Origin of the sequence: Rhodococcus sp. W8901 (assembly GCF_013348805.1) — a bacterium.
Lineage (GTDB): Bacteria > Actinomycetota > Actinomycetes > Mycobacteriales > Mycobacteriaceae > Prescottella.
The window spans coordinates 3,572,274-3,595,039 of record NZ_CP054690.1; the positions used below are offsets into that span (position 1 = coordinate 3,572,274).

Consider the following 22,766-nt stretch of genomic DNA (forward strand, 5'->3'; position numbering starts at 1 on the left):
TCATCATGGGGCCCACAACGTTCAACGGCCTGCCCATCCACCCGTTGCTCGTGCATTTCGTAGTGGTGCTGGTACCGCTCTCCGCACTGCTTCTACTGCTGTCCGTATGTTGGCCCGCAGCGAGGCGACGGATCGGGGTCTTCTCCCCCGTGGTCGCCCTCATCGCCCTGGTTCTCGTGCCACTCACGACCCACGCCGGCGAGTGGCTCGAACACCGCACCGCGCCTGATCCGCTGGTGCGGATCCACGCTGAACTCGGGGACCAACTGATCTACTGGTCGGCCGGTCTCTTCGTCGCCGCACTGGGATGGTGGGCCATCCACAACCCCCGTTTCCAGGCGTGGCGGGCCGAACGCGGCGGGTCGACGAGCAGTACGGCGTCGCGGGTCGTCGCCACCGGACTTTCCGTCGTCGCGGTGGTGCTGGCAGTCGGATCGACGGTGCAGGTCTACCGGATCGGCGAGAGCGGCGCGGCCGCCGTCTGGAGCGATACGACGGCTGCCGATTCCCCGGCCGCACAGTGACGCCGGACCACTTCGGACAGCCTTGCATAGCTGGTGACACCGTGGCGTCGGCAATACGATTCGCGCTGTGACCTCGAACCAGGAGTCCCCGAATGCCGGCGAGCAGGCCGGAACCCATGCAGCGGAGCCGCACACCGCAGGGTTGTCGTCGCGCCTGAACTGGCTTCGCGCGGGGGTACTCGGCGCGAACGACGGCATCGTCTCGGTAGCGGGTCTCGTCGTCGGTGTCGCCGCGGCAACCACCGACCGCGGCCCGATCCTCACCGCCGGTCTGGCAGGGCTCGCGGCCGGCGCCGTCTCGATGGCGCTGGGCGAGTATGTCTCCGTGAGCACCCAGCGTGACACCGAGCGCGCTCTGCTGGAGAAGGAGCGCCTCGAACTGACCACCATCCCCGACGCCGAACTCGACGAACTGGCATCCCTGTACGAGGCGAAGGGTCTGTCCCCCGCCACCGCCCGTACCGTCGCCGAGGAGCTCACCGCGCACGACGCGTTCGCGGCGCACGCCGAGGCCGAGTTGGGCATCGACCCGAACGACCTCACCAACCCCTGGCAGGCTGCGTCTGCATCCGCGATCGCGTTCACCGTCGGCGCGATTCTGCCGATGCTCGCGATCCTGCTTCCGCCGGCGAGCGCGCGCATTCCGGTCACATTCGTGGCCATGCTGGTCGCCCTTGCCATCACCGGCAGCATCAGCGCCCGACTCGGCGGCGCCGACCGGTCCCGGGCGGTGATCCGTGTGGTCAGCGGTGGCGCGCTCGCGATGGCCGTCACCTACGGGATAGGGCAGCTACTCGGCGTCGCCGGGGTCTGACGCGGGGTCCGGCGACCCCTCGCCCCTGGATCGCCCCAGCAACCAGGCCTCGAACGACGGGTTGCACAGGCAGGCCGGCGACCGCCGCGCCCGGAGCAACGCCACCGCGCCGGCCGGGTCCGCCTCGCCGGACAGCACCATCGCCCGACCCGCGATCAGACTCGACCGGTTGAGCCCCACCTGACAGTGCACGAGAACCGGACCTGTCTTGCGGCACGCGTTCACCCAGGCGGCGAGGGCATCGACCTGATCGAAGCCCTGTTCGGCACTGTCGTACATGCGGACGTAGACCTCGGAATCGACGACGTGCGCGATCTCGTACTGCTCCCACGGGTACAGCGACACGAGGTGGGTGACGAACGTCGGCAGCAGCAGTCCGTCGCGGCAACCGCCCTGCCACAGATTCGGGGCGATCTCGCTGATGACCGGAACGTCGAAGGGCAGGTGTCCGTGCGCCGTGATCCCGACCAGGCGCTGGCGCAACGGGTCGAGCCTGATGTCGATCGCGGTCGGATCGACGGAGTCGTCGTTCACGCTCGGGGTCCGTTCGGAGTGTCGGCCGGGGATTCCAGTATCGCCTGGTTCCCGACCGTCGCGCGTTCCGAACACTTCCCAGACTTCCCTGGTCGTTTCGGCGGACCAGTGGTCGGGTTCGGGCTACGATCCCCCGGACGCGCAGCCTGAGCGCGAGAAATATTTGGGGGAGGTTCCGAAGTGCCTGATCGATCAGTCATGTCCGTGCGCAAGCCGACGAATTGGGTTGCGGGAGCGGTCGCCGCAGCGGCCACAGTAGCGATTGCGGCGGGCGGGGCCGGGGTGGCATCAGCCGCTGACGCCGGCTCTTCCGGATCGCTGGGCGTAACCCCGTCGAGGATCTTGATGGACGGCGTCTACAAAGTCGGCTTCGACGTTCAGCCGGGAACGTACACGACGGCCGGCGCCTGGCCCGGCAGTCTGCTGCCCTGCTCGTGGACCCGCATCGAGGCGCTGCCTACCGGCGGCATCAACGCGATCGAACGCGGGGTTTCCTACGGACCGGTCACCGTCACGATTGCGCCGGACGACGACGGGTTCGAGACCGCCGGCTGCCGCGGGTGGAATCCAGTTCGTGAGCCCGACTCCGTCGACGCCGGATCTTCGAGTGGTTCGCTCGACTTCGGCTCACTGAGCACGGGCTCGCTCGGCTCCTGATCGGCTTCGGCTTCCGGCCACGACGAAGTCGTATCGAGACCCATCAAGACCCATCGAGACCCACGGATTCAATCCAACTTTCGCCCATGCATTTTCGATCGTGGGCCGACCGATCGAGCTCCCCGGAACGCCCCGCCCCGTGCGGGGCGTTCTGCGTTTCGACTACGGGTGTATCGACCGTGTCGCGGGAACTGTCGAGCGATCTGACTGAAGTTGGCCGGCATCCGTGCCACGATCCGCGAATGAACGACTGCTTGTGGGCGCGGAGGGTTTCGAACCCCCGACCGCTGGTGTGTAAAACCAGAGCTCTACCACTGAGCTACACGCCCGAATTCCGGCGGTGGAATTCCGCCGGAATCGCATCAGGACTTTAGCGCGGTGAGCGCTTTCTCCCAAGCTGCCTGGTCACGGGGCTCGCCGGGGCCGTTCATCTCCGCGAAGCGGATGATGCCGTCCTTGTCGATCGCGAACGTGCCGCGGTTGGCGAATCCGAGCTTGTCGTTGAACACCCCGTACGCCTCGGCAATCGCGCCGTGCGGCCAGAAGTCGGACAGCAACGGGAAGGTGTAGCCCTGTTCGGCGGCCCAGATCTTGTGGGTCGGCGACGGGCCCACCGAGATCGCGAGGATCTCGGCGTCGTCGTTCTGGAACTTCGGCAGTTCGTCCCGCACACGGCACAGTTCGCCCTGGCACACACCCGTGAACGCGAGCGGGTAGAAGACGAGCAGGACGTTCTTCTTGCCACGGAAGTCCGACAGCGTGACTTCCTGGTTGTTCTGGTCCTTGAGGGTGAAATCGGGCGCAGTGGCGCCCACTTCGAGAGGCATGCCTGGTCCTAACATCGGGTACGTCGGCGCATCCGTCACGACAAACGTACGCCGCACGGATGAACCGAATGTGGTCTCGGCGAGATCAGCGCTTGGGTGCGCGAGCCTTCGGCTGCACCAGCCGGCTACCGCTCCACATCCCGAGGTTCGCGGCCGACGTCTGGGTCAGCCCCGCCGTGGGCGCCGATTCGGCGATCTCGCTGGGCTCGACATGCCCGGACTGGCCGGTCTTGGGGGTGAGTACCCACACGAAGCCCTCGTCGGACAGCGGTCCGATCGCGTCCATCAGGGCGTCGACCAGGTCACCGTCGCCGTCGCGCCACCACAGCACCACGACGTCCATGACCTCGTCGGAGTCCTCGTCGACCATCTCTCCACCGATGGCCTCCTCCACCGCCGAACGAATGTCGTCGTCGGTGTCCTCGTCCCAGCCCAGTTCCTGAACCACCATGTCGTGGGTAATGCCAAGCTTCTGAGCGTAGTTCTGAGCGTCCGCCGCGGCGACCACGGTGGTGTCCTCCTCTGTTCGGTGGGTGGCGGGCCCGAATGGGCCCGACCGACTCCAGTGACGATCGAGCGTGTGTCGATCAATAGGTGAAAGCGAACATGGTCGAAGCCGTTCGCGCAAGCCGACGTCCCCGAAAATCTCGAGAAAGTGCGATCGGCACGCCGTCGACGACGGTTGCCAGGGCGAATTCCGACCCCCACCGTATCCCGCGACGCGCCGAAGACCGAACAGCAGGAGTGGGGGTGCCTCCGCGGACTGGATGGTGAAAGATGAGGGTTGCGCCATATTCATATGGAAACTCGGGCGGCCCTAACAAGGACCGTCCGGATGGAGCGGACGCGACACCGCGCGTCCCACCACAATGAGGAGCACACCTTGTCAGACCTGATCCAGGGGCCCGCGTCTCAACCGAACGCCGACACACCAGGCGTATCCGGAGCGGCCTCGTCACCCGCCGCGAACGCGCAACCCGGCACAGACGGCCGGGTCCGCGTCATCCGCGAGGGCGTGGCTTCCTACCTGCCGGACATCGATCCGGACGAGACCACCGAATGGCTCGAATCGTTCGACGGTCTGCTCGACCGCTCGGGAGCCGCCCGCGCCCGCTACCTGATGCTGCGCATGCTCGAGCGCGCCGGCGAGAAGCACGTGGCGATCCCCGCACTCACCTCTACCGACTACGTCAACACCATCCCGACCGAGAACGAGCCGTGGTTCCCCGGCGACGAAGAGGTCGAGCGCCGCTACCGCGCGTGGATCCGCTGGAACGCCGCGATCATGGTGCATCGCGCGCAGCGGCCGGGCGTGGGCGTCGGTGGTCATATCTCGACGTACGCGTCGTCGGCCGCGCTCTACGAGGTCGGTTTCAACCACTTCTTCCGCGGTAAGGACCACCCGGGCGGCGGCGACCACATCTTCGTGCAGGGCCACGCCTCGCCGGGCATCTACGCCCGCGCGTTCCTCGAGGGCCGGATCCCGGCCGAGCAGCTCGACGGCTTCCGCCAGGAGGCCAGCCACGCGCAGTCCGGCGGCGGCCTGCCGTCGTACCCGCACCCGCGCCTGCTGCCCGATTTCTGGGAGTTCCCGACGGTGTCGATGGGCCTCGGCCCGATGAACGCCATCTACCAGGCCCGCTTCAACCACTACCTGCACGACCGCGGCATCAAGGACACCGCGGATCAGCACGTGTGGGCGTTCCTCGGCGACGGCGAGATGGACGAGCCGGAGTCGCGCGGTCTGGCGCACGTCGCGGCCACCGAGGGCCTCGACAACCTGACCTTCGTCGTGAACTGCAACCTGCAGCGCCTCGACGGACCGGTCCGCGGCAACGGCAAGATCATCCAGGAGCTCGAGTCGTTCTTCCGCGGCGCCGGCTGGAACGTCATCAAGGTCGTCTGGGGCCGCGAGTGGGACGCGCTGCTGCACGCCGACAAGGACGGCGCGCTCGTCAACCTGATGAACGAGACGCCCGACGGCGACTACCAGACGTACAAGGCCAACGACGGCGCGTTCGTCCGCGAGCACTTCTTCGGGCGGGACCCGCGCACCAAGGCCCTGGTCGACAATCTCTCGGATCAGGAGATCTGGAACCTCAAGCGCGGCGGCCACGACTACCGCAAGATCTACGCGGCGTATGCGGCGGCGATGGCGCACAAGGGTCAGCCGACGGTGATCCTGGCGCACACCATCAAGGGCTACACCCTCGGCAAGCACTTCGAGGGCCGCAATGCCACGCACCAGATGAAGAAGCTGACGCTCGACGATCTCAAGCGGTTCCGCGACATCCAGCGCATCCCGATCTCCGACGAGGAGCTCGAGAAGGATCCGTACCTGCCCCCGTACTACCACCCCGGTACGGACTCCCCCGAGATCCAGTACATGCTGCAGCGGCGCAAGGCGCTCGGCGGCTTCCTGCCGTCCCGCCGCACCGACTCCACACCGCTCGCGCAGCCCGCGGACAAGACGTACGACGTCGTCCGCAAGGGCTCGGGCAAGCAGGAGGTCGCGACGACGATGGCCGTCGTCCGCATCCTCAAGGAACTGTTGCGGGACAAGGAGATCGGCAAGCGGATCGTGCCGATCATCCCGGACGAGGCGCGCACGTTCGGCATGGACTCGTGGTTCCCGTCGCTGAAGATCTACAACCGCAACGGACAGCTGTACACGTCCGTCGATGCGGAACTGATGCTCGCCTACAAGGAGAGCGAGATCGGCCAGATCCTGCACGAGGGCATCAACGAGGCCGGCTCGACGGCGTCGTTCACCGCGGTGGGCACGTCGTACGCCACCCACGGCGAGCCGATGATCCCGGTGTACATCTTCTACTCGATGTTCGGCTTCCAGCGGACCGGCGACGGCCTGTGGGCGGCGGCGGACCAGATGGCCCGCGGCTTCGTCCTCGGCGCCACCGCCGGCCGCACCACGCTCACCGGTGAGGGTCTGCAGCACGCCGATGGTCACTCGCTGCTGCTGGCGTCGACCAACCCGGCCGCGGTGTCGTACGACCCGTCGTTCTCGTACGAGATCGCGCACATCGTCAAGGACGGTCTGCGCCGCATGTACGGCGGCACGACGTCGGCGGACGGAACGCTCGAGCCGGGCTTCGGTGGAGAGAACATCTTCTACTACCTCACCGTCTACAACGAGCCGTACCAGCAGCCCGCCGAGCCGGAGAACCTCGATGTCGAGGGCCTGCTCAAGGGCATCTACCTGTTCAAGCCGGCCGAGAGCTCGGGCGTCCCGGAGGGGCGCTCCGCAGGCTCCGCACCGCGCGCGCAGATCCTGGTCTCGGGCGTCACGATGCCGGACGGTCTGCGCGCACAGCAGCTGCTCGCGGACGAGTGGGGCGTCGCCGCCGACGTGTGGTCGGTGACCTCGTGGGGCGAGCTGCGCCGCGACGGCATCGAGTGCGAGCGCGAGGCGCTGCGCAACCCAGGTGTCGACGCACCGGAGCCGTACGTCACGAAGGCGCTGTCCCAGGCGCAGGGTCCGTTCGTGGCGGCCTCGGACTGGATGCGTGCGGTCCCGGACCAGATCCGTCAGTGGGTCCCCGGCTCGTACACCACGCTCGGCACCGACGGGTTCGGTTTCTCCGACACCCGCCCGGCGGCGCGACGGTTCTTCAACGTCGACGCCGAGTCGATCACCGTCGCGGTGCTCTCGGCGCTGGCGAAGTCCGGTGAGATCGACCGCTCGAAGGCGGCCGAGGCGGCCGCCCGCTACCGGATCGACGACGTGCTCGCCGCTCCGAAGCAGACGTCGGATCCCGGCGTCGCCTGAAGCGGCCCGATCGGCACGCTGATCGACAACTGATCACGCCCGCCGCTTGCACGAGTGTCCCGGAGACGCCGTGCAGGCGGCGGGCGTAAGTTCCTCTCATGGCCGAGGATCTGCCCGAGACGTCGAACAGCTCGTCGGAGCCGCCCGCGCTGCGCGAGGCGCCGACCCCGAACTCGCCGCGACGCGTCCGCTATCAACCTCCGGCCCCCAGGTCGGACGGCAGGCCCACTCGCGATTCACTTCCGGACGCACTGCTGCGCCGGGTCAAGCAGTTCTCCGGACGGCTGTCCACCGAGGCCATCGCCTCGATGCAGGACCAGCTGCCGTTCTTCGCCGACCTCGACGCCGAACAGCGCGCGAGCGTCCAGATGATCGTCCAGAAGTCGGTGGTCAACTTCCTCGAGTGGCTCACCGACTCCGACAGCGACATCCGATTCACCATCGACGCGTACCAGGTGATTCCGCAGGACCTCGCCCGACGACTGACCCTCCGCCAGACGGTCGACATGGTGCGGGTCGCAATGGAGTTCTTCGAGCAGCGTCTCCCGGCTCTGGCCCGAAACGACCGGCAGCTGGTGGCGCTCACCGAGGCGATCCTGCGCTACGGGCGCGAGCTCGGTTTCGCGGCCGCCTCCGTCTACGCCAGTGCCGCGGAGTCCCGCGGTGCATGGGACACCCGGCTGGAGGCCCTGGTGGTCGACGCGGTTGTCCGCGGCGACACCGGTTCCGACCTGCAGTCCCGGGCGGCAACCCTGAACTGGGACGCCACCGCGCCCGCGACGGTCATCGTCGGCACGCCTCCCCCGGAACAGGGCGTGTCGGTGATCGGCACGGTGCACAGCGCAGCGCAGCGCCACGATCGCGGGGCCCTCGCCGTGATCCAGGGCGATCGGCTCGTCCTCGTCGTCAGCGGTGAGCTGCACGGCACCAAGGCGGCGCGGGAGTTCATGACCGATCTCATGGACAAGTTCTCCGCCGGCCCCGTCGTGATCGGACCCACCACCCCCAGTCTGGGGGCCGCACACTTCAGTGCGGTCGAGGCGCTGGCCGGCATGGAAGCCGTCGCGGGTTGGCGGGGCGCTCCGCGGCCCGTCTTCGCCGCCGACCTTCTACCCGAACGCGCCCTTCTCGGAGACACCGCGGCCGTCGTTGCCCTAAACGAACGTTTGATCCAGCCGTTGTCGGCCGCCGGCTCGGCACTGTCCGACACGCTCGACGCCTACCTGGATTCCGGTGGGGCCGTAGAGGCTTGTGCCCGTCAGCTGTTTGTTCATCCAAATACTGTCCGCTACCGCCTGAAGCGAATTGCCGAAGTCACCCGCCGGGATCCGACCAACTCGAGGGACGCATATGTGCTCCGCGTCGCAACCACGGTGGGCCGACTAGCTCAAACACGTCACGAAACGTCGACTTCTGACACATCAGTCACAAAATTCACATTTAGGAATGTCGGGACGTAACACGGAGGCGCCCGAATTCGATAACGGCGGCCGACGTGCTTTTTTGTAGGAAACCTACAAAACACGTGTCCAGGTTTCATCCCCGACAACATCTCGCAGACCTGCACCCGCAGTGTTCCCTTGAAAGCGTGATTTCGTTGCTAGCCCCGGGTCAGGGCTCTCAGACCCCCGGCATGCTCAGCCCATGGCTGGAGCTGCCGGGTGCACACGATCGCGTGGCTCTGTGGTCCAAGGCCTCCGGCCTCGATCTCGTACGCCTGGGCACTACCGCCTCGGCCGAGGAGATCACGGACACCGCAGTGACCCAGCCGCTGGTCGTGGCTGCCGCGCTCCTCGCCTACGAGGAGCTCGAACGTCGCGGCCAGATCCCCTCCGACACCATCGCCGCCGGTCACTCCGTCGGCGAACTCGCTGCGGCCGCGGTCGCCGGCGTGCTCTCCTCCGACGACGCGGTGATGCTCGCCGCGATCCGGGGTGGCGAGATGGCGAAGGCGTGTGCGTTGGAGCCCACCGGAATGTCGGCGGTGCTCGGCGGGGACGAGGACGCCGTCCTGTCCCGGCTCGAGGAACTCGATCTCACGCCGGCCAACCGCAACGCGGCGGGCCAGATCGTGGCGGCCGGGCGACTCGACGCACTCGAGCAGCTCGCCGCGAACCCGCCCGAGAAGGCCCGCGTACGGGCACTTCCGGTGGCGGGTGCGTTCCACACCCGGTTCATGGCGCCTGCTCAGGACGCCGTGGCCGAGGCCGCGTCGCGGATCACACCCAACGATCCGTCCCGCACTCTGCTCTCCAACTCGGACGGCGCGCCGGTGACCTCCGGTGCCGATGCCCTGACTAAGCTGGCCGCGCAGGTGACCCGACCTGTGCGCTGGGACCTGTGTACCGCGAGCCTGCGGGCCGCGCAGGTCTCGGCGATCGCGGAACTCCCCCCGGCGGGCACCCTGATCGGAATCGCCAAGCGCGAAATGCGCGGCACCCCGACCGCGGCGCTCAAGGAACCCGGGGATCTCTCCGCACTGACCGAGTTCACCGAAGTCGGTTAGCTTGCTGCGCGCTCACGATGCGCGCACCGGGTCGGCCCCGGCCGCCCCGGACCCACAGAAGACAACACATCGAATGAAGAAGGGAGCCACGTAGTGGCCGCCAACCAGGAAGACATCATCGCCAACCTCGCCGAGATCATCGAAGAGGTCACCGGAATCGAGCCGTCCGAGGTCACGATCGAGAAGTCGTTCGTCGACGACCTCGACATCGACTCGCTGTCCATGGTCGAGATCGCGGTCCAGACCGAGGACAAGTACGGCGTGAAGATCCCGGACGAGGATCTCGCGAGCCTGCGCACCGTCGGCGATGTCGTCGCCTACATCCAGAAGGTCGAGGCCGAGGGCGGCGAGACCGCGGAGACCGTCAAGGCCAAGCTCGAGGCCGCCAAGAACGACGACGAGTGAGCCGAACGTGACTTCCGCTTCTACCCGAGGGAGATTCCCCAACATCGTCGTCACCAGCCTTGCGGCTACGACGTCGGTCGCCGGAGATGTGGATGGCACGTGGAAGGGCCTGCTGGCCGGTGAGAGCGGCATCGACGTGCTCGATGGCTCATTCGTGGAGGAATTCGATCTACCAGTGCGTTTCGGTGGCCAGTTGAAGGTCCCGTTCGACGACGCACTGTCCCGGGTCGAGATCCGCCGGATGAGCTTCGTCGAACGTCTCGCTCTCGTTCTGGGTCGTCAGGTCTGGCAGAACGCCGGCAGCCCCGAGGTCGACAAGGATCGCCTCGGGGTTGTCATCGGCACCGGACTCGGCGGCGGCGAGGCGCTCGTCGACGCCGTCGACAAGCTGCGCGCAGGCGGGTACCGCAAGGTGTCCCCGTTCGCGGTTCAGATGGTGATGCCGAACGGTCCGTCGGCCACCGTCGGACTGGAACTCGGCGCGCGCGCCGGTGTCATCACGCCGGTCTCGGCGTGTTCGTCCGGCTCGGAGGCCATCGCGCATGCGTTCCGCATGATCGCGATGGGCGACGCGGACATCGTCGTCGCGGGCGGAGTCGAGGGCAACATCGGCTCCGTGCCGATCGCGAGCTTCGCAATGATGCGCGCGCTCAGCACTCGCAACGACGACCCGAAGGCGGCTTCGCGCCCCTTCGACAAGGACCGGGACGGTTTCGTCTTCGGCGAAGCGGGCGCAATGATGGTCCTCGAGACGGAGGAGCATGCGAAGGCACGCGGGGCGACGATTCACGCCCGCCTGCTGGGCGCCGGCATCACCTCGGACGGATTCCACATCGTGGCGCCCGATCCGGAAGGCACGGGTGCGGCTCGCGCCATGACCCGGGCCATCGAGACCGCCGGTCTCACCAAGTCCGACATCAAGCACATCAACGCACACGCCACCGCGACCCCGATCGGCGACATCGCCGAGGCACTGGCCATCCAGGCCGCGGTCGGCACGCATGCTGCGGTGTATGCGCCCAAGTCGGCACTGGGCCACTCGATCGGCGCCGTCGGCGCCCTCGAGGCCGTGCTCACGGTCCTGAGTGTGCGTGAGGGCGTCATTCCCCCCACGCTCAATCTCGACAACCAGGATCCAGAGATCGATCTCGACGTCGTGAAGGGTGAACCCCGGTACGGCGACATCGATTTCGCGATCAACAACTCGTTCGGTTTCGGTGGGCACAACGTCGCGCTCGCCTTCGGCCGGGCTTGATCCCAGCCGAACTTCGCTGGACAGCCAGGTGGGGGGCCCCGCACCCCGGGGTCCCCACCCCCGAACCCTCGCCCCATATGGGCTCGCTCAAGGAGGACTCGATGACCGTCATGGCCCCCGCGACGAACACCGAAGCATCAACCGATCCGCGCGATCCGCTCGCGCGTCTCGCCAAGTTGTTCGATGCCGGTACCGTCGTGCCCCTACATCCCCGCGACAAGTCCGGAGTACTCGCCGCATCCGGTGAGATCGACGGCGTTCGCACCATCGCCTACTGCTCCGACGCCACCGTCATGGGCGGCGCCATGGGCATCGAAGGCTGCAAGCACATCGTTGCCGCCATCGACACCGCCATCGCCGAGAAGGCGCCCGTCATCGGACTGTGGCATTCGGGCGGCGCACGCCTCGCCGAAGGCGTCGAGGCGCTGCACGCCGTCGGACTGGTCTTCGAGGCCATGGTCCGTGCGTCCGGCCTCGTCCCGCAGATCTCCGTCGTCCTCGGCTTCGCGGCCGGCGGCGCCGCCTACGGCCCCGCGCTCACCGACATCGTGATCATGGCCCCCGAGGGCCGCGTGTTCGTCACCGGACCCGACGTCGTCAAGAGCGTGACCGGCGAGCAGGTCGACATGGCCTCGCTCGGCGGCCCCGATACGCACACCAAGAAGTCCGGCGTCGCGCACATCGCTGCACACGACGAGGACGACGCCTACCATCGCGCCCGCCGCCTGGTGTCGATGTTCTGCGAGCAGGGCGAGTTCGATCTCGCTGCCGCCGAGCACGGCGACACCGACCTGCGGGCGCTGATGCCCGAGTCGGCCAAGCGCGCGTACGACGTTCGCCCGATCGTGCACGAGCTGCTCGACAACGTCGAGGGCGAGTCGAGTTTCGAAGAGCTGCAGGGCAATTGGGCGCGCAGCATCGTCACCGGCCTGGGACGCCTCGGCGGCCGCACGGTGGGTGTGATCGCCAACAACCCGCTCCGCCTGGGCGGCTGCCTCAACTCGGAGAGCGCGGAGAAGTCCGCCCGCTTCGTCCGCCTGTGCAACGCCTTCGGCATCCCGCTGGTCGTGGTCGTCGACGTCCCCGGCTACCTGCCCGGTGTCAGCCAGGAATGGGAAGGCGTCGTGCGCCGCGGCGCGAAGCTGCTGCACGCCTTCGCCGAGGCCACGGTTCCCCGCGTCACGCTGGTCACCCGGAAGATCTACGGCGGCGCCTACATCGCGATGAACTCGCGCGCGCTGGGCGCCACCGCGGTGTACGCGTGGCCCGAGTCCGAGGTTGCGGTCATGGGCGCCAAGGCTGCCGTCGGCATCCTGCACAAGCGCGCCCTGGCCGCCGCGCCGGAGGAGGAGCGCGAGGCGCTGCACGATCGCCTCGCCGCCGAGCACGAGGCCATCGCCGGCGGTGTCGGCCGCGCCATCTCCATCGGCGTGGTGGACGAGACGATCGATCCGGCCAAGACGCGCAGCGTCATCACCGCGGCCCTCGCCGCGGCACCGGCCGGCCGTGGACAGCACAAGAACATTCCGCTGTGACACGACGACACTGAGTGATGGGGCCCCGCACCGCGGGGCCCCATCACTTTTGGGTCCCGACGGCCCACTCCACTGCCGGGCCGAGACTCACCACCCTCGTCGACGCCGTCCGGTTTGCCGGATCTCGTTGCACCACAGAGAAATCGGCCACACCCGGAAAAGGACACGACCGAACCGACTCAGCCGACGTCGCGGCGCAGCCAGGTCACCTCGGCGCCCTCGCCACCGCTGCGGTAGGGCTCGAGCACCTCGTCCCACGGCGTGCCGAGGGCGTGCTCCACGGCGGCGGCGAAACCGTCGGCGCCCTTCGCGAGCAGCGCCCGCAGTCGCATCTCGCCGACGACGACGTCCCCGTTCGCACTCGTCGAACCGCGCCACAGCCCGAGGCCCGGCACGTGGCTGAATCGTTCGCCGTCCACGCCGTCACTCGGGTTCTCCGTCACCTCGAAGTACAGCAGGGGCCAGGCCCGCAGGCCCGCCGCGAGCCTGGACCCGGTACCGACAGGGCCGGACCAGTCGCAGGTTGCCCGTAGTGTGCCGCCGACCGCGGGCTGAGCCGTCCAGCGAAGGTTGGCGCGGGCATCGAGAATCGAGGTGAGGGCCCACTCGACGTGTGGACAGACGGCGGCGGGCGACGAGTGGACGTAGATCACTCCGGTCGTCGCATCCGCGAACTGGTTCAACGAGCGCACTGCAACACCTCCAGCTTCGACGAGGGACGTCTTCCCCAACGACCTCGATCAAGTGGAGCCGGCTGTGTCGCAATCGCGACTTCACAGAGCGACACAACGTCGACCAGTGTGCCCTGTGATGCCACTGTTACGCCAGTGATAGCAGTAAATTGATCTACCGACGGGCGCGCAACTCGGCGACGACGCCGTCACTCAATGCCGGCCACAGCGGCTTCGCCCAGTCCCCGAAAGCCCTATCCGTCAGCACGACGCACGCGGCGTCGACGGCCGGGTCCACCCAGAGGAAGGTCCCGGACTGGCCGAAGTGCCCGTAGGTGGCCGAGGAGTTGCCCGAGCCGGTCCAGTGCGGACTCTTGCCGTCCCGGATCTCGAAGCCGAGCCCCCAGTCGTTGGGCCGCTGCGGGCCGTAGCCGGGCAGCAGGCCGGCAAGTCCGGGGAACTGCACGCTGGTGGCCTCGGTGTGGGTCTGCGGCGAGATCAGGATGGGGCGCAGCAGTTCGGCGGCGAACCGCGCGAGGTCGGCCGTGCTCGCCTGTCCCCCGTGCCCGGCGGAACCGACGAGGGCGGAGTTCACCATCCCCAACGGCGCGAACACTGCCTCGGCCACGTAGTCGGCGAACCCGATCCCGGTCTCGGTCTCGACGAAGTCCGCCAGCACCTCGAACCCGGCGCTGGAGTAGATGCGCTTGGCGCCCGGCTCCGCCTGCACCTTGTGTTCGCCGAATGCCAGACCCGACGTGTGCGCGAGCAGGTGTCGCACCGTGGCGCCGGGTGGGCCGGCGGGCTGGTCGAGTTCGATCGCCCCTTCTTCGACGGCCACGAGAGCGGCATACGCGCACAACAGCTTCGTCACGGACGCGAGTGGATACACCCGCTCCTGGTCACCGAAATGCGCAACGCCTCGGCCACCGTCGACGACGGCAGCCGAGGCGTTGTCCACCGGCCATTGCCCGATCCGATCGAGAGTCTGCACCCGATCAGACTACGAGGGGCGTCCGATCAGAGGTTCACCAGTCCGCTTCGGTGTAGCGGACCACACCGCGAATGTTCTTACCGTCGAGCATGTCCTGGTAACCCTCGTTGAGCTGCTCGAGCGAGTACGTGTTGGTGACCATGTCCTCGAGATTGAGCAGGCCCGCCCGGTACAGGTTCAGCAGGTTCGGGATGTCCACGCGGGCGTTGCAGCCACCGTAGATGTTGCCCTGCAGGTCCTTCTGCAGCATCGCGAACAGGAACGCGTTGAGCTTGACGTCCATGTCGGCCATGTGGCCCATCGCGGTGACGACGCAGCGACCGTTCTTGGCGGTGAGTGTGAGGGCCGGGTCGACGTACTCGCCCTTCATCTCACCGACCGTGATGATCGTCTTCTGGCACATGCGGCCCCAGGTGATCTCCATGATCGGCGCGATCGCCTCTTCCATCGAGGCGAAGGCATGCGTGGCGCCGAACTTGAGGGCCTGCTCGCGCTTGAACGGCACCGGGTCGATCGCGAACACGTGGCGTGCACCCGACGCGACGGCACCCTGCAGGGCGCTCATACCGACGCCGCCGACACCGATGATGGCGACCGAGTCACCCGGCTTGACGTCGGCGACGTGCGTCGCCGAACCCCATCCGGTCGGGACACCGCAGCCCACGAGGGCGGCGAGCTCGAACGGGATGTCCTTCTCGATCTTGACGACCGACGTCTGGTGCACCGTCATGTAGGGCGAGAACGTGCCGAGCAGGCTCATCGGGATCACGTTCTCCCCGCGCGCCTGGATGCGGTAGGTGCCGTCGGCGATGGCCTGGCCGCTGAGCAGCCCCATGCCGAGGTCGCAGAGGTTCGAATGGCCCGACGAACACGACGGGCAGCGTCCACAGGCCGGGATGAACGAGAGCACGACGTGGTCGCCGACCTCGAGATCCGTGACGCCCTCGCCGACCTTGGTGATCACACCCGCGCCCTCGTGGCCGCCCATGGCCGGGTAGGACGCCATCGGCGTCGCACCGGTGACGATGTGGTGGTCGGAGTGGCACATGCCGGCGGCTTCCATGCGGATCTGAACCTCGCCGGCGACCGGGTCACCGAGTTCGATCTCCTCGATCGACCACTTCTCGTTGATGCCCCACAGCAACGCGCCCTTGGTCTTCATTTGCAACCGCCCTTCCATACCTAACAACCGATTGCTGTGACGATAGCCACAAATCTTCTAAATTGGAACACGTTCTAGGCGGTGAGTAGGAAACCGGCCCACTGAGTGGGAGAACTTCCCAGGTCACCGCCCGTTCACGGCGCCGGACTCCCGCCGAGCCCACCCGGACCGACTGGACGCTCGACCTGATCTGTCGGTATCCCGTGAGACGTTTCCGTTGTCGAGTTGGCTTCAGGGGAGGAACTCAGCAGTTCGTGTCCGACATCGTCTCAGTCTTCGTCCTTGCGCTCGTCGTGACATCGATGGGCCTGACCGTCAAGCAACTGGCACGCAGCCGAGCTCGTCGCGCGACGTACCTACGGACCGTCCGCGCGATCCGGTGGTGGATGGTGCCCGCCGCAGCCATGCAACTCACCGTTGTCGCGGGAACCTTCTGGGTGTTGTCCGAGGCCGTGCCGATCCTGAGGTTCGGATGGTGGTCGGCGCTCGGCGGTAGCGGCAACATCGCGCTGGGGCAGACCGACAACAGCGGATTCGTATGGTCGGCACTGTCCCTCGCGATACCCGCGGCGCTCGTCCTACTGGTGCCCTTCCTCGCCCACGACGAGGAGCGCACCTTCCGAGCCGGCGCCGAGGAGTGGACGATGGCCACCCGCGTCCGAACCCAGGTCACGTTCGGGCTGATCCACCTGGCGATGGGAATCCCCGTCGCAGCCGGCATCGCCCTGATCGTCAGCGGGTTCTACTTCGAACGCCTGTATCTGGTGGCGGTGCGCGGGAACCGAGAGCGGATCGCGGAGCTGCGCAACGTGCCCCCACCGGCCGTGATCGACTGTCCCCCGCTTCCCGTCGGCGCCCCCTATGATCCGCACCACTGGGATCGGGTGCAGGCCGAGCGGGCGGCAGTGCGAGCCGAGAACACGCGCCTGCGCCTCGCCTGGGAGGACGGGGAGGACGAGGCAAGCCGACGCGCCCGCTCCCTCAGGGCCGAGCTTCGAGCCCCGGCACTCGCGACGGCGGCCGCGGCCCATGCGGTCTCGAACTGGATCGTCTGCGCCCTGCTGTTCGTGTTCATGCTGACGACGTAGCGACACGACAGCGGACGGCCAGGGCCGCGTCGAGTCGGACATGCCGTTCACGTCACCGTCACCGGATGTATTCGCCGAGTCATCGGTCCGGACATCCCGCGCGGGGATGGTGTGCACCCGACCACACGCCACCACCCTCGAACCGGAGTGTCCATCCATGCACCTCGCCCGTCGCACCGCGTTCACGGCCCTCGCCGTTGCCACCCTCGCCGCTCCGGGTGCAGTGGGCCTGGCCACTGCTGCTCCGCACACCGTCGCGCAGCGGGCCCCGATCTGCGACGGAGCGGGCGCGTTCGGTTCGCTGTCGACGGGGTCGCTGTCCACCGGTTCCCTGCCGGGCACCGACTATCTGTGCGCCCAGCCCGGTGATCTGCTCGACGTGCGCATCGGCGACGTCCACGCCACGCAGCCGTCGCTCGGCTACGACGAGGTCTACTACAAGCTCGGCCGCTACACCCTCGGCAAGGATGCGATCAACAAGAAGTTCGACGACTGGTGCGAGGCCAACGGCCAAGCGAAGGCTGCGACCGCCGCGCCGACGGCCACTCTCGCCGATCCCGCGTCGTTCACGTGCGAGGTGCCGGTGGGACAGGAGACCGAGGACACGATCGCGCCGATGAAGACCGTCGTGATCGGCCCGGGTGGAGCGCTGTATCTGACCGACGGCCACCACACGTTGACGTCGTTCTACGAACTGGCCGACGGCGGCCCGAACCTGCACGTCCGCCTGCGGGTGCTCGACAATCTCAGCCAGCTCTCCACCCAGGACTTCTGGGCCGAGATGAAGAAGGGCAAGTGGGTGTGGGACCGCGATGTGGACGGCCATACGGTTCCGGTGGAGCAACTTCCGGCCGGTGTCGGGCTCGCCAACTTCGCCGATGACAAGTACCGCAGCCTGATGTACTTCTCGCGGGACATCGGTTTCACCGCCGGCACCATCCCGTTCCAGGAGTTCTACTGGGGTGCCTGGGTCCGCGAGACGTCCGGCATCGACCTGACCGACTGGAACCGCAACGACCTCGCCGGCTACCTCGACACCGTCCAGCGCGCCACCCGGGCGCAGACCGCGCTTCCGGCCGACTCCGCGGTCCAGAGCGGCTTCACCGCCCGCGAACTCGGCGTCCTCCCCCAGTGGAACGACGGCAAGGCCGAATCGAAGGGCGAGTTCGCGAAGCTGTCGAAGCCGTACTCGGACGACAAGCCCGGAAAGATCGCCTACGCAATCGAATACAAGCGCAGCCTCTCCCGCTGACGCCTCATCGCCGCAATGGCCGCATTGGCCGCACTGGCCGCGCGGCCGTCACATGGCCCAGACGAAGGCCGTCGTGACCGCCCCGATCGCGGCCAGTGCGAGCAGTCCCCAAGCGCGGACACCGCGCCGGAAGGACCACGCCGCTGTTCCGGTCACGCCGACCAGAGCGGACGTCGCGACGGCTCGCCCCCACATGCGCGCCTCGTCGGCACGCTCGAGACTCGTCAACGACGGCGCCTCCCCGAAGAACGACGCCTCGGATATCAGGACGACGTTGCAGAGCCAGGCCGGCACCACGAGCAGTCCGATCACCCCTACACACCAGGCGATCGCGCGGGCCACATCGACTGCGATCGGGGTGCTCGGACGATCGCGGAAGTCGGGTGAGCCGTCGGACGAGTCCCGCACCGGTGTGCCCATTCCCCGATTGTCGGCTATGCCACCGCATCCGGAACGTCGCGTCGCGCGCCAACCCACCGTGTCGCTATGACCCGAACGAGTGAAAGAACGCTTCGATCTGGAGCGAGAGCACCCGAGTGAAGTCGGTCAACGCGTTGCTCCAGTTCTGGAGATCGATGGTGCTGACTGCAGCCCTCATGGCGAGCTCCTCGCGAGCGAGTGGCCCCGCTACAGGATGCAGGGGCTGTCCCTGTATCTCGCCCCGGCAGAAGCAGCTGTTACGCCGACGTCTGCCGGGTCACTGGCCGAGGCGTGGCCATTCGCACCGATGAGACTTGCCGCAGCCCTCCTACATGTTGAGATCGCCCGCTTCTGAAATTCAGATCCATGGCGCCGCTGTCGGCGACCGACCGTGCTGCGTCTTTCGGAACGGAATCACGTTCCGGCGCTGCGGGCCGATCGGTCGATTGTTTGAAATTCCTTCTGACCTGCGGCTACTCGTCGAGAACATTCGCGATCGAGCGTGACTTTCGACGCGCATCCCGCCTAGTCTCAGTTCGCCGCCCCTCCCCCCGGGGCGGCAACCCGTGGCCCCATCCCCCCTGTGCGGGGTCACGCGGGCGGCGCTTCTCGCCTCGCGAGTGCCTACACCGCCCTACCACTGACTGATCGCCCCGCCGCCGCTGTGACCAGGCGGGGCGATCAGTCACCGGCCCGTCCCCTGGCCGCCACGAGTGCGGTGTCCAGTGGGCGTGGCGCCCGTGCGGCACCCGGGTTCGGTCCAGGTTTCGCAGCGGCGACTCGCTTCACACGAACACCAGAACAGGTATACGAGTAGGTAGTACGGACGCGTTGTCGGCGGCTCCGATCGGTCAAGCTCGATCTACCCCGATCACCCGATATCACGATGAAGCGAGGCACCATGAGCGGCTGGCTCCCTACCTTGATCATCCGCAAGTGGCGCCTGGCCGGCTCGAGACTGTTCCGGCGATCGACCACCTCGACCCCGCCTCCACATCGAAGCGAGGGACCCCTGTGCGAGTACGACAGCCTCGGCCTGTAGCTCCTCTGAGGCCGGTCCGCAGGCTGGATGTGCTTCGTGTGGGGCGGTTTCCCGTTGTGGCAGCGCTACCCGACAGAACCGCTGCCATCAGCGAAGAACAGACAACGAATGCCCCTTTCTCGACGTCGAGAAAGGGGCATTGGCGTGGGGCGGGCGGGGCTCGAACCCGCGACCAATGGATTCGCGAGTGGGGACACTCGAGGAACCTCATCGGTTCCCTATAAAGACTGCGGCACAGTCGGTTTGAGTTCGAACAAAGCTTGCCGAGTCGCAGCAATTCCCGCCCATTCTCGCTCATAAACGACGAATAGGCGTCGGATCGGATCCAAGGCGAGAGTGATGCGATGACGCTCCCTGCTTTGATGGCTGAACGTCGTGGACTGCCGTCCCAAGAGAGGAGGTCCGGCGCCCGTGGACCCCTTTACGTGGGCGCAAGCTCACGTCAAGCGGGACTGCTGCACGGTTAGGTGACGCAGTCCCCTGCCGTCCACACTCCCCTCACGTCGTAGCGCATCACCGACTCCGCCTCCCACAACCCGGTCAGATATTGACGAGGACGACGAGGGCAAAACATCCTGAGCGCGATAGAGCGTAGTGGGACTGGCGCAGGCCTCGGCTGCGTGACCTGCAACTTTGCTGACGCAAGTAGGGAATGGGGGCAAGCCGTTCCGGGTGGTGGCTGGCCGAACATGTTGGGGGCGGCATCTTTTGCAGCTCCCGTGGGGTGGGGCCCGAAATTTTTGAACCCTCCGCACCCTTTTCTGCCCTCACAGTCGGCGGAGGAAGCAGGACCCGTCTGGCGGTACCCCGTGGGTGGTGGTGTGTAGGCAGATCTAGGTCGGACCCAGGGGGGATTGCCAGATTGAGCGTAGTGCTGGCCGCCGTTGACACGCGTGGCTGGATGGTTCGCCGCGGCGGTGACTTTGGTGGGTGGTGGTGACCGGCTTAGCGTGTGTGCGGGGCGATTTGTCGGCGGTCTGGAAGGATCGCCGCCGTGCTGATTCCATTCCACCTGCAGGCTGTACCTGTCGGTTCTCCGGTGTCTGATCCTGGTTGGCTTACTCAGCCGGTCGCGACAGTTATCGCTGCTGGTGTCGCCTTGGTGGTGGCTTGTGTGACTCTGCTGGGTATCTGGTTGAACCATCGACAGCACCTGGAGAAGGAAACCTCGGCGGCCGTGGAGCGCCGGCGTAACGAGGCGCGCGAGGCGTTGGTTGAGGCTCTTGACGTATCCGGTCGCGCTTGGTCGCTCGTTGGTGATGCGCACAGTCTCCATATGGGTCTGATCACGGATGGGAACGTGAGGATGGCTGAAACCCGTGAGGCGTTGGCCCAGTGCCGAGCGGCGCAGGCCAAGCTTGAGTTGTTGGCGCTCGACGGTGACGGCGCTATGCGCGATCTGACCCAGGTTCTCGGTCAGATCTGGTACGACATTGCCGAGAACCCTGGTCCCGGCTACGTCGATTTCAAGCCAGCGTGGGCGGCACATGGAGCCGCGATCAGCTCGTTCAGGACCACGATGAATCGGCTACGCACCAAGTATGACCCACTAATCACCGAGCTACCCCTCGCGGAGCCGGAGCGCTTCTGCGGGCGCGAAGGCAGCGAAGCACCCGCTGCAACCTGAGGTGGCCGATCGATTCGTATCTCTGCTGTCTTTCGGGTAGGCGACATTGGTGGCGGCTTGTTCAACTTCGCGGCGTTCGTAGATGGTGAGGCGGGCACAGAGGAAGTCGCGTTCGTCGGTCGTGATGCGGAGTTGTGCTTCGAGTTCGAAGGTGGTGGGGCGGAGGTCGTCGACGGTGGCCTCGGTGTCGCCGACGTCGGTGTCGCCCGTGTCGTTGCGGTCGTCGCCTGTGAATGCGAACTCGGCTCGCAGCTTATCTACGTTCGCCGCATCCTTGAAAGCATCTCTAAACGTTGAAGCGGAACTATCTCCTGCGCGTTTGCAGCTCGTGGGGATTATTGCTGAGCATGGTTGACCAGCGCATTCATGTGCTGGCGCCGTTGGCAAGCGATGGCACTTCGCGAACCTGCTGCGGACGCTCTGCGGACGACCGCGACGTCTTCCAATTTCGGAGCGGCGTGAGAACTCTCGCTGACCGACTCGGAGCGATCACCGCTGAAGGCCGCATCTGCCTTGCGTCAACCTGCTGGCGGGACTTTCGACCTCGTCGAGGCGAGCACCGGCCTCCCACGGCTGCGAACACGACTTCTGTGCCGCCGATATCACTATTGGCCGGAGGCGCCGGGTCCAACGAGGGCGCGACCGTCCACTCACAGAAGACGGGGCCGCGGGCTCACAACGTCTCTATGAATGTCTCGCATTGGATCCGCCCAGAGGCACGCACCAGTATCGGGTCGCCGTCGATGCTCGTCGCTTTACCGGTCACCTCAAATGTCACCGTCGGATCAGTGTCGCTTGCGGCGATCGTGGCGTTCTTCCCGTGCACACCAATGAGCGTGTAGTGCCGGCCGTCCGGATTCGAGAAGCGGATCCTTGCAAATGGCGGCGAGGGAGTCCCGTCCGGGTACGTTTCGCGGTCGAAGGCGGTGACGTCGAGATCGAAGTCCCGCCCTGGGTTTTCACCGCCGCTGTCGTAGTCCGCGAAGTCGCTGGTCTTCGCCGTGTACTCGCGGGAATCACCCGTGTGCGGCAGACGCCAACATTCGGGGTTGCGTGGGGCGGGCAAGTCAACCTGTTCGGGCCACGCCCCAGCCAGCCGGAGCCACGTGCCCGATTCCGATCCAGCGCCCACCGCGGTCGAGGTATCCGGTGTCTCCGGCGGCGCGGATGTTCCGCATCCGGCGACCACCATGGCCGCGGCCGCGATCGTTGCTGACGCTGCGACTCGCTTGTCCCCACCCCGCATGGCCTCCACCGCATTTCGGCGCGGCGCACCCTGCGAGGTCGGCTGTCGGTCTGGGCCACCGAGCATCAGGAACGCACCTCACGGCCGTGAAGCATCGCGACAAACAGGCTCGGCAACCCGTTGACCGCGACGAGCATGGTCACGACGATCGCGATACTCAGCCCCGGTCTCGAAACCAAGAGCGGGTCGCCGATCGAGAGAGCGCCGACAATGCTCGCGATCCATCCGGCGGTGTGCAGACGCCGAACGACCTGCGACGACCTGCCCGGATGGCGCGCCCACGCCACCGGCAGTGCTCGGTCACAATCGTCACGGGCTGAACGATAAGCCCCGGCGGTATGGAACACGGCGCTCAGCAGTAGAGCGCACACTCCGATCAGCACATTCCCCCCATTCGTCGATCGAACTGCCTCGACCGTA

Annotated in this window: 22 protein-coding genes and 1 tRNA gene; 13 read left to right on the forward strand and 10 right to left on the reverse strand. The window is 66.9% G+C overall.

Annotated features, from left to right (window positions below; all coding sequences use genetic code 11):
- Nucleotides 1-5 precede the first annotated feature (5 nt).
- Together HUN07_RS16725 and HUN07_RS16730 are read left to right on the forward strand one after the other, a co-directional pair.
- Complete coding sequence (locus HUN07_RS16725; RefSeq protein ID WP_174911171.1) at nt 6-524, forward strand: DUF2231 domain-containing protein; 519 nt, start codon at nt 6-8, stop codon at nt 522-524.
- Between the two features lie 67 nt (nt 525-591).
- Nucleotides 592-1,338 (forward strand): VIT1/CCC1 transporter family protein, encoded by a 747-nt coding sequence (locus HUN07_RS16730; protein ID WP_114719199.1) that lies wholly within the window; start codon nt 592-594, stop codon nt 1,336-1,338.
- Here HUN07_RS16730 and HUN07_RS16735 read toward each other — a convergent pair.
- The gene (locus HUN07_RS16735; RefSeq protein ID WP_174911174.1) at nt 1,315-1,872 is read right to left on the reverse strand and encodes a protein-tyrosine phosphatase family protein; all 558 of its coding nucleotides are present in this window, start codon (nt 1,870-1,872) and stop codon (nt 1,315-1,317) included. The genes HUN07_RS16730 and HUN07_RS16735 overlap by 24 nt on opposite strands.
- 345 nt (nt 1,873-2,217) lie before the next feature.
- Here HUN07_RS16735 and HUN07_RS16740 point away from each other — a divergent pair, with 345 nt between their 5' ends.
- The gene (locus tag HUN07_RS16740) at nt 2,218-2,529 is read left to right on the forward strand and encodes a hypothetical protein (protein WP_114719197.1); all 312 of its coding nucleotides are present in this window, start codon (nt 2,218-2,220) and stop codon (nt 2,527-2,529) included.
- Between the two features lie 257 nt (nt 2,530-2,786).
- Here HUN07_RS16740 and HUN07_RS16745 read toward each other — a convergent pair.
- The 3 genes from HUN07_RS16745 to HUN07_RS16755 form a co-directional block, all read right to left on the reverse strand.
- Nucleotides 2,787-2,858, reverse strand: a tRNA-Val gene (locus tag HUN07_RS16745).
- Nucleotides 2,859-2,891: 33 nt separating this feature from the next.
- Complete coding sequence (locus HUN07_RS16750) at nt 2,892-3,356, reverse strand: peroxiredoxin (protein ID WP_174911177.1); 465 nt, start codon at nt 3,354-3,356, stop codon at nt 2,892-2,894.
- 85 nt (nt 3,357-3,441) lie between these two features.
- Entirely contained in the window at nt 3,442-3,864 is a 423-nt protein-coding gene (locus HUN07_RS16755) for a DUF3052 domain-containing protein (RefSeq protein ID WP_114719195.1), read from the reverse strand.
- Between the two features lie 375 nt (nt 3,865-4,239).
- Here HUN07_RS16755 and aceE point away from each other — a divergent pair, with 375 nt between their 5' ends.
- The 6 genes from aceE to HUN07_RS16785 all read left to right on the forward strand — a co-directional run bounded on the left by aceE (nt 4,240) and on the right by HUN07_RS16785 (nt 12,844).
- Nucleotides 4,240-7,143, forward strand: a complete 2,904-nt coding sequence (gene aceE, locus HUN07_RS16760; protein ID WP_114719407.1) for a pyruvate dehydrogenase (acetyl-transferring), homodimeric type — start codon at nt 4,240-4,242, stop codon at nt 7,141-7,143.
- Between the two features lie 98 nt (nt 7,144-7,241).
- Nucleotides 7,242-8,603, forward strand: a complete 1,362-nt coding sequence (locus HUN07_RS16765; RefSeq protein WP_174911180.1) for a PucR family transcriptional regulator — start codon at nt 7,242-7,244, stop codon at nt 8,601-8,603.
- A gap of 128 nt (nt 8,604-8,731) precedes the next feature.
- A complete protein-coding gene (locus HUN07_RS16770; RefSeq protein ID WP_174911183.1) occupies nt 8,732-9,649 on the forward strand; it encodes an ACP S-malonyltransferase in 918 nt (305 codons plus the stop codon).
- 93 nt (nt 9,650-9,742) lie between these two features.
- Complete coding sequence (gene acpM, locus HUN07_RS16775) at nt 9,743-10,054, forward strand: meromycolate extension acyl carrier protein AcpM (protein WP_114719192.1); 312 nt, start codon at nt 9,743-9,745, stop codon at nt 10,052-10,054.
- A gap of 7 nt (nt 10,055-10,061) precedes the next feature.
- Nucleotides 10,062-11,309 (forward strand): KasA/KasB family beta-ketoacyl-ACP synthase, encoded by a 1,248-nt coding sequence (locus HUN07_RS16780; RefSeq protein ID WP_114719191.1) that lies wholly within the window; start codon nt 10,062-10,064, stop codon nt 11,307-11,309.
- Between the two features lie 101 nt (nt 11,310-11,410).
- Nucleotides 11,411-12,844: an acyl-CoA carboxylase subunit beta gene (locus HUN07_RS16785; RefSeq protein ID WP_174911186.1), complete on the forward strand. Its 1,434-nt coding sequence runs from the start codon at nt 11,411-11,413 to the stop codon at nt 12,842-12,844.
- Between the two features lie 179 nt (nt 12,845-13,023).
- Here HUN07_RS16785 and HUN07_RS16790 read toward each other — a convergent pair whose 3' ends face one another.
- The 3 genes from HUN07_RS16790 to HUN07_RS16800 form a co-directional block, all read right to left on the reverse strand.
- Complete coding sequence (locus tag HUN07_RS16790; protein WP_114719190.1) at nt 13,024-13,536, reverse strand: DUF3145 domain-containing protein; 513 nt, start codon at nt 13,534-13,536, stop codon at nt 13,024-13,026.
- A 154-nt stretch (nt 13,537-13,690) separates the two neighbouring features.
- Nucleotides 13,691-14,509, reverse strand: a complete 819-nt coding sequence (locus HUN07_RS16795; protein WP_174911188.1) for a serine hydrolase domain-containing protein — start codon at nt 14,507-14,509, stop codon at nt 13,691-13,693.
- 34 nt (nt 14,510-14,543) lie between these two features.
- Complete coding sequence (locus HUN07_RS16800) at nt 14,544-15,671, reverse strand: NDMA-dependent alcohol dehydrogenase (protein ID WP_174911191.1); 1,128 nt, start codon at nt 15,669-15,671, stop codon at nt 14,544-14,546.
- A gap of 254 nt (nt 15,672-15,925) precedes the next feature.
- Here HUN07_RS16800 and HUN07_RS16805 point away from each other — a divergent pair, with 254 nt between their 5' ends.
- Nucleotides 15,926-16,759 (forward strand): hypothetical protein, encoded by an 834-nt coding sequence (locus HUN07_RS16805; protein ID WP_174911194.1) that lies wholly within the window; start codon nt 15,926-15,928, stop codon nt 16,757-16,759.
- 157 nt (nt 16,760-16,916) lie between these two features.
- On the forward strand, nt 16,917-18,011 hold the full coding sequence (locus HUN07_RS16810) for a ParB/Srx family N-terminal domain-containing protein (protein WP_174911197.1): 1,095 nt from the start codon (nt 16,917-16,919) through the stop codon (nt 18,009-18,011).
- A 48-nt stretch (nt 18,012-18,059) separates the two neighbouring features.
- Here the strand turns inward: HUN07_RS16810 and HUN07_RS16815 are convergent, their stop codons facing one another.
- Entirely contained in the window at nt 18,060-18,431 is a 372-nt protein-coding gene (locus HUN07_RS16815) for a hypothetical protein (RefSeq protein ID WP_174911200.1), read from the reverse strand.
- A 2,036-nt stretch (nt 18,432-20,467) separates the two neighbouring features.
- Here HUN07_RS16815 and HUN07_RS16820 point away from each other — a divergent pair.
- Together HUN07_RS16820 and HUN07_RS16825 are read left to right on the forward strand one after the other, a co-directional pair.
- Nucleotides 20,468-21,100: a hypothetical protein gene (locus HUN07_RS16820; protein WP_174911203.1), complete on the forward strand. Its 633-nt coding sequence runs from the start codon at nt 20,468-20,470 to the stop codon at nt 21,098-21,100.
- A gap of 57 nt (nt 21,101-21,157) precedes the next feature.
- A complete protein-coding gene (locus HUN07_RS16825; protein WP_174911207.1) occupies nt 21,158-21,397 on the forward strand; it encodes a hypothetical protein in 240 nt (79 codons plus the stop codon).
- Nucleotides 21,398-21,773: 376 nt separating this feature from the next.
- On the opposite strand, the gene HUN07_RS16830 is transcribed toward HUN07_RS16825, so the two are convergent.
- Both HUN07_RS16830 and HUN07_RS16835 read right to left on the reverse strand, forming a co-directional pair.
- Nucleotides 21,774-22,292, reverse strand: coding sequence for a hypothetical protein (locus HUN07_RS16830; protein WP_174911210.1), 519 nt, complete (start codon nt 22,290-22,292; stop codon nt 21,774-21,776).
- Nucleotides 22,293-22,411: 119 nt separating this feature from the next.
- Nucleotides 22,412-22,729 (reverse strand): hypothetical protein, encoded by a 318-nt coding sequence (locus tag HUN07_RS16835; protein ID WP_174911213.1) that lies wholly within the window; start codon nt 22,727-22,729, stop codon nt 22,412-22,414.
- Nucleotides 22,730-22,766 lie beyond the last annotated feature (37 nt).

Bases quoted from the DNA above. Each gene is read 5' to 3' on its own strand.
- HUN07_RS16750 (WP_174911177.1), bottom strand. From the start codon at position 3,356: ATGCCTCTCGAAGTGGGCGCCACTGCGCCCGATTTCACCCTCAAGGAC.
- HUN07_RS16740 (WP_114719197.1), top strand. From the start codon at position 2,218: ATGGACGGCGTCTACAAAGTCGGCTTCGACGTTCAGCCGGGAACGTAC.
- HUN07_RS16765 (WP_174911180.1), top strand. From the start codon at position 7,242: ATGGCCGAGGATCTGCCCGAGACGTCGAACAGCTCGTCGGAGCCGCCC.
- HUN07_RS16785 (WP_174911186.1), top strand. From the start codon at position 11,411: ATGACCGTCATGGCCCCCGCGACGAACACCGAAGCATCAACCGATCCG.
- HUN07_RS16815 (WP_174911200.1), bottom strand. From the start codon at position 18,431: ATGGGCACACCGGTGCGGGACTCGTCCGACGGCTCACCCGACTTCCGC.
- HUN07_RS16800 (WP_174911191.1), bottom strand. From the start codon at position 15,671: ATGAAGACCAAGGGCGCGTTGCTGTGGGGCATCAACGAGAAGTGGTCG.
- HUN07_RS16830 (WP_174911210.1), bottom strand. From the start codon at position 22,292: ATGGTGGTCGCCGGATGCGGAACATCCGCGCCGCCGGAGACACCGGAT.
- HUN07_RS16810 (WP_174911197.1), top strand. From the start codon at position 16,917: ATGCACCTCGCCCGTCGCACCGCGTTCACGGCCCTCGCCGTTGCCACC.
- HUN07_RS16725 (WP_174911171.1), top strand. From the start codon at position 6: ATGGGGCCCACAACGTTCAACGGCCTGCCCATCCACCCGTTGCTCGTG.